The following is an 8,949-nucleotide window of genomic DNA, read 5'->3' as shown; positions in this document are numbered from 1 at the left end:
TCGCCCGGGGCCCTAAAAACCCCGCCCGTCCCGCGCCGGGTCGGGCCCGGCCCTATCCTTCGCGCAGGGCCACGGCCGGCTGGATGCCCGCCGCCAACCGGCTGGGGTACAGGGCGCAGCCCACCGCCAGTAGGTACAGGCCCGCCGCCGCCAGGGCCATGGCGGTGCCGTACACGCCAGCCGGCACGTCTAGCACGCCCAGCAGCGGGAACTGCATGGCCACCAGCAGCCCTAGGGCCAGGCCAAACGTGGTGAGCACCAGGATTTCGCCCAGCACCTGCCCGCTGATGGCGCCTGCCGTGGCCCCCATGGCCCGGCGCACGCCCAACTCGCCCCGCCGCTGGCTGATGTTGAGCCACAGCACCCCAAACAGCCCCAGGGCCACGTTGATGAGCAAAAACAGGCACACGATGCCCTGGATAACGGGCAGCGTGAGCAGCTGCTTGAGCTGCCGGTGGCGCTGCTTGGCCAGCGGGCTGATGGCGCTGCTCCAGGTGGGGCTGGCGGCGCGGATGTCGTCGCTGATTTTCTTTTCGAGCTGCGCGCCAGCCCCGGGCTGCACCCGCACCAGCAGCGTGTTGAGGGCCGTCGTGGTATCCTGGGGCCCCACAAAGTGGATGATGGCGGGCCGGGGCTCGCTCAGCTCGCCGCCCTGGCGGAAGGGGCCGCTCACGCCCACTATCTGGCAGTTTTCGGGGGTGTCGAGCACACGGCCCAGCACCAACTCGCCGGGCCGAAACAGCGCGTCGCGCAGGGCTTCGGTGATGATGACCGGGTGGTGGGCGCTGGCCTCGTCGCTGCGGTTGAACCACCGGCCCTGCTTGATTTCGATGCCCATGAGGTCCCGCATTTCAGGGCCCATTTCGAACCGGTCGGCCTGCGGGCACTCCCGCTGGTCGCGGCCCTTATTAACGACGACATTGCTGGTGTTCGAGTTATCAGAGAAGGGCGTATTGTCCAAGCTGCGGGCCACGTTCAGCACGCCGGGCGTGGCCCGCAATTGCCGAATTATTTGCTGAAAGGTGCCGAACTGGTCGCGCCGGGGCTGGGCGCCGGGGGCGCACTGCACGTGCCACACGTTGGCGTAGGTGAAACCCAAGGGGGCCCGGTAGTTGCCCCACAGGTACAAGCCCATGCTGCCCACGGCGAAGAGCACCACGAAGGCCAGCACAATTTCGAGCACCAGCAAGCCGTTGGCGCGCTTGCGGTTCCACATCAGGGTAAACAGGTGGCGGATCATGCGGCGGTGTCTCCTTTCAGGGCCTTAACGGCTTGTAGCTTGGACATTTTATAAGCCGGGTAGGCCCCCGACAGAACTCCGAAAAACAGGACGATGCCCAGCGCCATCCCGAACACGCGGCCGTTGAGCCCGAACTCGGAATAAGGCAAAAACTGGCTCTCGTTGAGCAGGTGCAGGGCCCCGGCGGCCAGCGCCAGGCCCAGCACCCCGCCCACCAGCGTGAGGAAAATATTCTCGACCAGAAACTGCCCCACCAGCCGCCCCGCCGTGGCCCCGAAGGCCTTGCGCACCCCAATCTCGGAGGAGCGCTCCAGCGTGCGGCTCACGTTAATGTTCACCAGGTTCAGGGCCGGCAGCAGCATGAACAGTAGGGCCAGCATGAGCATGAGCCGCAGGATTGGCTGGTCGCTGCCAGGCCCTTGGCTGCCCCGCGCAAAGCGCGAGAGCACGGCCGTGCGCAGCAGCAGGGCGTGCGAGCCTATTTGCTTGAACTGCTTGGGGTCGGGCACGGGCTGGTGGGCAATCATCTGCTCGTACTCCTGCTGCACCCGCGGCACGTCGGCCGCGCTGCGGGCCAGCAAAATGACTTGGTAGCGGCCCATGTAATCGGGGTTGCGCAGGTCGTCGGTCGTCGTCGTCACGGGCAGCCACACGTCGGCGTAGCAGCTGAAGCGCAGCAGCGGCACGTCGCGCACCACGCCTACTACTTGGTAGGCGCGGCTGTCCAGCACCAGCGGGCGGCCCACCACCCCCTGCGTGGTGCCGAAGTAGTGCCGGCTGGTGGTTTCGTTGATGACGGCCACGTGGGCCCCGTCGCGCACCTCGCGAAGGTTATAGGGCCGGCCGGCCACGAACGTAAAGTTCAGCACCTGCCAAAATTCACTGTCGGTGCGCTTTTGGTCCAGCTTGAGCGTTTGGTTGCCCACGTAGGCCACGGCCTCGCTCCAGTTCGATTCGCTGATGGACACGTTTTCGGGCGTGCGCAGCGGCCGGGCGTGGCGGTCGAGGAAGGCGTAGCCGAGGCTGGAGCGGTTCACGCCCCCGTCCTTGTACTGGTACTCCATCCGCGAGGCAAACAGCAGCCGGTCGGTGCGCATTTCGGGCTGGTGGGGCCCCACGGTGTAGTCGAACAGGGCGTACACCACCAGCAAAATCATCAGCGTGAAGCTGATGCCGAACAGACTGATGGCGGTGAAGAACTTGCGCCGCAGCAGCACCTTCCAGGCAATTTTTAAGTAGTTCCAGAGCATGGTGGGGAGGATTAGGCAGGAGAATTATTCTTCGCGCAGGGCCACGGCCGGCTGGATGCCGGCAGCTAACTGACTAGGGTACAGCGCGCAGCCGACCGCCAGCGCGTACAGGCCGGCCGCCGCCGCCGCCATCGCGGTGAAGTACACGCCGGCCGGCACATCGAAGGCCCCCAGCAGTGGGAACTGCACCGCCACCAGCAGCCCCAGCAGCAGGCCAAACGTGGTGAGCACCAGCACCTCACCCACTACCTGCTTGCTGATGCCTCCCGCCGTGGCCCCCATGGCCCGGCGCACGCCCAGCTCGGCACGCCGCTGGTTGATGGCTTGCCACAGCACCCCGAACAGGCCCAGCGCCACGTTCACCACCAGGAATACGCAGACCAGCACCAGGGCCCCAATGGGCGTCAGGGCCTCCTTCAGTTGAGCGGCGCGCTGCTTGGCGAGCGTCGTGATGCCCACGTTCCAGCCTTTGGCAATGGCCAGCGTTTCGGTGCGCATCTGCCGCTCCAGCAGGGCCCCGGCCCCCGGCCGCACCCGCAGCAGCAGCGTCGAAGCTTCGCCCAGGGCGGTGTCCTGTGGGCTGACGCGCATCAGGAATACGGGCCGTAGCGCTTCAAGGTCGCCGTCGGACCGAAACCGCTCGGCGACGCCCACTACCCGGAACTGCTCGTCGGAGCGCAGCACCACTTGCCCCAGCGGCGACTGCCGTGGAAATAGTTGCTCGGCCAGGTCGCGGGTGAGCACGGCCGGCGGCAGGGCCGCGCCGTCGTCGCGCCGGCCGAACCAGCGGCCCGCCACCAGCGGCACTTGGAATACCTCGCGCAAGTCGTCTTCGACATAGAAGCCACTGGCTCGCGTGGCCCCCTTGCCCTCTTTGCCCGCTCCCACGTCGGTATTATTGAAGCTACCCGAAAACGGGGTGTTGGACGAGGTGCGCCCCACGGACACCACGCCCGGCAGGGCCCGCAGCCGCGCCATTACCTGGCGCACCGTGGCCAGGCGGCCGGCCTGGGGCTGGGTACCGGGGTCGAGGTCCACGCGCCACACTTGCGCGTAGGCGAAGCCCAGCGGCGTGCGGTAGTTGCGCTGGTAGTAGGCCAGCAGGCTGCCGACCACAAACAGCACCACAAAGGCCAGGAACATCTCGGTGATGAGCAGAAAGTTGGCCCGGCGGCGGTTCCAAACCAATGTGAATAAGTGGCGGATCATGCGGGGTTGCTTGCGCCTTTAAGGGCCTGCACGGCCTGGAGTTTCGACATTTTGTAGGCCGGGTACACCCCCGATAGCAACCCAAAAAGCAGGATGATGACCACGGCACCTAGGAACACCCGGCCGTTGAGCCCGAACTGCGTGTAGGCCACCAGGCCGCTAGTGTTGATGAGGTGCAGGGCCGCCGCGGCCAGCCCCAGGCCCAGGGCCCCGCCCAAGGCCGTCAAAAACAGGTTCTCGACCAAAAACTGCCAAACCAGAGCCCCGCTGGTGGCCCCAAACGCCTTGCGCACCCCAATCTCGGAGCTGCGGTCGCGGATGCGACTGACGTTGACGTTCACCAGATTCAGGGCCGGCAGCAGCATGAACAGCAGCAGCAACCCGGCACCCGCTTGCCCGAACCAGACTACCCCGTCGTCGGGGCCATCCTCGCCCAGCCGCTCGCGCACCGTGGTGGCCAGCAGCGAGCCGGCGTAGAGCCGCACCTCCGTGCACCACTTGTACACGGCCGTGGGCGGGGGCACCTGGCGCACGGCCCGGGCAAATTCCTGCTGAATGGCCGGCACGTCGGCCGCCCGCCGGGCCAGCAAAATGGCCATGCAAGAGCCCATGTACTCCGCGTTGTGAATGTCTTGGGTGCTGGTCGTGATGGGCATCCACACCTCAGCGTAGGTGAAACCGCGAGACGCGGGCACGTCGCGCACCACGCCCACCACCCGGTACCGTACCTCGTCGGTGACGATGGTGCGGCCCAGCACGCCGCGGGCGGTGCCGAAGTAGTTGCGGGCGGTGCTCTCGTTGATGACCGCCACGTGGGCCGCCGCGCGCACTTCCTGCGGGTTGTAGGGCCGGCCTTCGAGGAAATCAAAGTCCAGCACCTGCCAGAATTCGCCGTCGGTGTACTTCTGGGCCAGCTCCAGCTTGGTGTTGCCCACGTAGGCCACGGCCGTGCCGTGGCCCGTGCTGATGGACACTTTTTCCGGCGTGTGCAGCGGGCGGATGTAGCGCTCCAGAAACGAGTAGCTGGGGTGGCCGCCGTTTTCCGTTTGCGGCGACCAGAGGTACAGGGAGCTGGTAAAGAGCAGCCGGTCCACGCGCTTTTCGGGCGCGTGGGGCCCCACCGTGTGGTCGTACATAGCGTACACCACCAGCAGAATCATCAGCGTGAAGCTGATGCCGAACAGGCTGATGAACGTGAAGAACTTGCGCCGCTGCAAGACTTTCCAAGCCATCTTTAAGTAATTCCAGAGCATAAAAAGGCGAGGTTACAAGAATAATTTATTCTTCGCGCAGGGCCACGGCCGGCTGGATGCCGGCGGCCAACCGGCTGGGGTACAGCGCGCACACCACCGTGAGCAGGTACACCAGCCCGGCGGCCAGGGCCATGGCCGTTAGGTACACGCCCACCCGCACGCCCAGCACACCCAGCAGCGGGAACTGCGCCGCCGCCAGCAGCCCCAGCGCCAGGCCGAAGGTGGCCACCACCAGAATCTCACCCAAAATTTGCCCGCTGATGCCGCCGGCGCTGGCCCCGATGGCCCGCCGCAGCCCGATTTCGGAGCGGCGCTGGTTGATGGTTTGCCACAGCACCCCGAACAGGCCCAGCGCCACGTTCACGATGAGGAATACGCAGGTGATAACCAGCGCCACCAGCGGCGTCAGCACGGTTTTCATCTGCTTCTCGCGCGCCTCCGAGAGCGGGGTAATGTTACTGCTCCAGCCCGCCCCAATGGCGCGGATATCGGCGCTGATTTGCTTCTCCAGGGCCCCGCCGGCGCCGGGTTGCACCCGCAGCAGCAACGTTTGCAGGTGGTCGAAGGTGGTATCCTGGAGGCCGTTGCGCAGGAAGATGGCCTGCTTGGGGTCCGCAAAGTCGCCGTCGGCGCGGTACGGGGCCGTTACGCCCACAATGCGCCGGTTGCCGTTGGCCTCAACGAGCTTGCCCAACGCCGTTTCGTTGGGAAATAGCAGCTCCTTCATGTCGTGCGAGATGACCGCCACCAGGGCCCCATCGTCGCGCCGGTCAAACCAGCGGCCTTCCTCCACGGGGATACTCAGTACGTCGCCGGCCGCGTCGTCCAAGTCGTACACGTTGCTGGCGGGCCGCCTAATGTGCTCGCCCGGCCGGTTGATGTCGCTCGAATTGTGGCTGTTGCTGAACGGCGTGTTGGAGCTGGTGCGCGTGACGGCGCGCACGCCGGGTAGCGATTTAATCCGTTGAATGACTTGCTGTTGGGTGGCGTAGCGCTCGGCCTTGGGCTGCATGCCGGGGTCAAGGTCCACGACCCACACCTGCTCGTAGGCGAAGCCCAGCGGGGCCCGGTAGTTCTGCCAGCGGTACACCAGCAGGCTGCCCACCACGAACAGCACCACGAAGGCCAGGAATATCTCCACAATCAGCAAGGCGTTGGCCCGCTTGCGGTTCCAGATGAGGGTAAATAAGTGCTTCAGCATTAGTTGGTTCCTCCTTTTAGGGCCTGAATGGCGGGTAGCTTCGACATTTTATAAGCCGGGTACACCCCCGACAGCAACCCGAAAAACAGCACCGCCCCCAGCGCCACCGCAAACACCCGCGCGTTCAGGGCAAACTGCGCGTACTCGATGAGGCTGCTACCGTTGAGCAGCGCCAGGGCCCCGGCGGCCAGCGCCAGGCCCAGCACCCCGCCCAGCAGCGTGAGGAAGAGGTTTTCGACCAGGAACTGCCCCACCAGCCGGCCCGCCGTGGCCCCGAAGGCCTTGCGCACCCCGATTTCGGAGGAGCGCTCCAGCATCCGGCTCACGTTCAGGTTCACCAGGTTCAGGGCCGGCAGCAGCATGAAAAGAAACGCTACGCCTAGCGCCACGCGCCCAAACCAAGCCACCCCGTCGTCGGGCCCATCGTCGTCGGTCACGAGGCCGCGCACCGTGAAGCCCAGCAGCGTGTTGGCGTACACCCGCAGCTCGGTGTACTGCTTGGGGTCTTGCACCGGCACGTGGCGCATTACTTGGTCGAATTCTTCCTGCATGGCCGGCCGGGCTTCGGCGCTAGGGGCCAGCAGGATGGCCATGCAGTTGCCGAAGTAGTCGGGCTCGTGCACGTCCACGGCCAGGCCCAGCGGAATCCAGATATCGGACGTGCTGAGGAGGCGCGCGGCAGGCACATCGCGCACCACGCCCACCACCCGGTAGCCAACGGCATCGGCCTCGATGGTGCGGCCCACCGCACTAGCCACCGCGCCGAAGTAGCGGCGGGCCGTGCTCTCGTTGATGACGGCCACGTGGGCGTTGGTGTTCGCCTCCTGCACCGAGTAGGGCCGGCCGGCGAGGAAGTCAAAGTCCAGCACCTGCCAGAACACGCCGTCGGTGCCCTTCTGGCTCAGCTTCAGCTTGGTGTTGCCCACGTAGGCCACCGCGTAGCCGCCGCCCGTGGCCAGCGACACCTTTTCGGGCGTGCGCAGCGGCCGCACGTAGCGGTTCAGGAAGGAGTAGCTGGGGTTAGAATTGCCCTGGCTGTTGGGCGACCACAGCCCCAGGTGCGTCACGAACAGCAGCCGGTCCACGCGCTTTTCAGGCGTGTGGGGCCCCACCGTGTGGTCGTACATGGCGTACACCACCAGCAGAATCATCAGCGTGAAGCTGATGCCGAACAGGCTGATGAACGTGAAGAACTTGCGCCGCTGCAAGACCTTCCAGGCAATTTTGAAGTAGGAAAGGAGCATGGTTTTTTGAGTCGGAAAATCGAGGATGGCGGTCATGCAGAGCGCAGCGAAGCATCTTTCCTGGGGGCCCTAACCACGGTTTACTGCCGCAGAAAAGATGCTTCCCTGCCCTCTGCATGACGGCCTAGTGGATTACTACTGCTCACTGTTAATTGGTAATTGCTCACTGAATTACCCCACTTGGCTGCCGTCGAAAAGGCGGATGAGGCGCTGGGTTTTCAAGGCCTGCTGCTCGTCGTGGGTCACCATCACGATGGTGGTGCCGTGCTCGCGGTTCAGGCCCAGCAGCAGGTCCATTATTTCCTCGCCCATCACCGAGTCGAGGTTGCCGGTAGGCTCGTCGGCCAGGATGATTTCCGGGGCCCCGGCCAGGGCCCTAGCAATGGCCACCCGCTGCCGCTGCCCACCCGAAAGCTGGCTGGGGAAGTGGTTGGTGCGGGCGCTCAGCCCCACTTTGTCCAGCGCAGCCAGGGCCCGCTGGCGGCGGTCCTTGCCGCTCAGCCCGGGCCGGTACAGCAGCGGCAGCTCCACGTTATCGAGCACCGCGAGGTCGTTAATCAAGTGGTAGCTCTGGAATACGAAGCCAATTTTGAGGTTGCGCAGCCCGGCCAGCTCCTTGTCGGAGTACGACTGCACGGGGCGGCCGTCCACGGCCACGGTGCCGTGGGTGGGCTCGTCGAGCAGGCCCATCAAGCTCAGCAGCGTGGACTTGCCGCACCCGCTGGGCCCCATGATGGACACGAACTCGCCCCGCCCGATGGTGAGGTTGATGCGGTGCAAGGCCACCGTTTCGATGGTTTTGGTCTGGTAAATTTTCTCGATGTCGGTGAGCTGGAGCACCGGCGCGGCGGAGGTTTGCATGAGGGAGAAAGAAGAGAGTTAAGAAGGGTCGTCGCTGAGGGCAACTTGGCGGTCAAAATCGTAGAGCGTGAGGGCCCGCAGGCGGTAGTGGGCCACCCAGCCGGCGCGCAGGGCCAGGATGTAGCCGCGCCGGGCCCCGTCCTTGGCGGCCTGGGCAATGATCAAGTCGGTGAGGCTGAGGCGGCCGGCTTCGTAAGTGGCGCGGGTGATGGCGTAGCGGCGCTGGGCCAGCGAATCGGCGCGGGCGGCCAGGCCCACCTGCTGGCCCAGGGGCCCCAGCTGGCGGGCCTGCACGAGCACGGTTTGGGCAAAGGTGGCCTCGTCCTGGGCCACGTTGCGCTGTTCCTGGTCGCGGTTCAGCTCGGCGGTGCGCACCAGGCTTTGGCGGCGGCCCCAGTCCACGAGCGGCAGGCTAAAGGCCAGGCTGACTTGCTGTTGGTTTTGCAGGCCCAGGTAGCTGGCGCCCAGGCGGTCGGCCTGGTTCACGTAGCCCAGGTTGGCCAGCAGCGTGGCCTGGAAGCCAGTGGTACCGCGGGCGAAGGCCACCTCGCGGGCCGCCAGCAGCAGCCGGCGCTGGTAGGCCAGGGGCGCTGCGCCCAGGCGGTCGGCCTGGTTCACGTAGCCCAGGTTGGCCAGCAGCGTGGCCTGGAAGCCAGTGGTACCGCGGGCGAAGGCCACCTCGCGGGCCGCC

The 8,949-nt window shown here is 65.9% G+C and carries 8 protein-coding genes; all 8 read right to left on the bottom strand.

Annotated elements, in window-relative coordinates:
* Positions 1–52: 52 nt before the first annotated feature.
* Positions 53–1,240 (bottom strand): ABC transporter permease, encoded by a 1,188-nt coding sequence (locus tag BEN49_RS07050; RefSeq protein ID WP_070742347.1) that lies wholly within the window; start codon positions 1,238–1,240, stop codon positions 53–55.
* The gene (locus BEN49_RS07045) at positions 1,237–2,490 is read right to left on the bottom strand and encodes an ABC transporter permease (RefSeq protein ID WP_070742346.1); all 1,254 of its coding nucleotides are present in this window, start codon (positions 2,488–2,490) and stop codon (positions 1,237–1,239) included. Before BEN49_RS07045 ends, BEN49_RS07050 begins: the two co-directional genes overlap by 4 nt.
* Positions 2,491–2,514: 24 nt before the next feature.
* Positions 2,515–3,699: an ABC transporter permease gene (locus BEN49_RS07040; RefSeq protein WP_070742345.1), complete on the bottom strand. Its 1,185-nt coding sequence runs from the start codon at positions 3,697–3,699 to the stop codon at positions 2,515–2,517.
* Positions 3,696–4,952: an ABC transporter permease gene (locus BEN49_RS07035; protein ID WP_070742344.1), complete on the bottom strand. Its 1,257-nt coding sequence runs from the start codon at positions 4,950–4,952 to the stop codon at positions 3,696–3,698. The genes BEN49_RS07040 and BEN49_RS07035 overlap by 4 nt, the downstream gene beginning before the upstream one ends.
* A 25-nt stretch (positions 4,953–4,977) precedes the next feature.
* Positions 4,978–6,153 carry an ABC transporter permease gene (locus tag BEN49_RS07030; protein ID WP_070742343.1) on the bottom strand — a complete coding sequence of 392 codons (1,176 nt, stop codon included), beginning with the start codon at positions 6,151–6,153 and terminating at the stop codon, positions 4,978–4,980.
* Positions 6,153–7,433, bottom strand: coding sequence for an ABC transporter permease (locus tag BEN49_RS07025; RefSeq protein WP_239691851.1), 1,281 nt, complete (start codon positions 7,431–7,433; stop codon positions 6,153–6,155). The genes BEN49_RS07030 and BEN49_RS07025 overlap by 1 nt, the downstream gene beginning before the upstream one ends.
* Positions 7,434–7,568: 135 nt before the next feature.
* A complete protein-coding gene (locus tag BEN49_RS07020; RefSeq protein WP_438831775.1) occupies positions 7,569–8,258 on the bottom strand; it encodes an ABC transporter ATP-binding protein in 690 nt (229 codons plus the stop codon).
* 18 nt (positions 8,259–8,276) lie between these two features.
* Positions 8,277–8,949, bottom strand: a 673-nt coding sequence (locus tag BEN49_RS07015) for a TolC family protein (protein ID WP_141765628.1), incomplete at its 5' end; no start/stop codon positions are given.

This window comes from Hymenobacter coccineus (assembly GCF_001816125.1).
In the GTDB taxonomy this organism is placed as follows: domain Bacteria; phylum Bacteroidota; class Bacteroidia; order Cytophagales; family Hymenobacteraceae; genus Hymenobacter; species Hymenobacter coccineus.
Note: the sequence above shows the minus strand (reverse complement) of the source record. Positions and strands in the feature narration are given on the sequence as shown.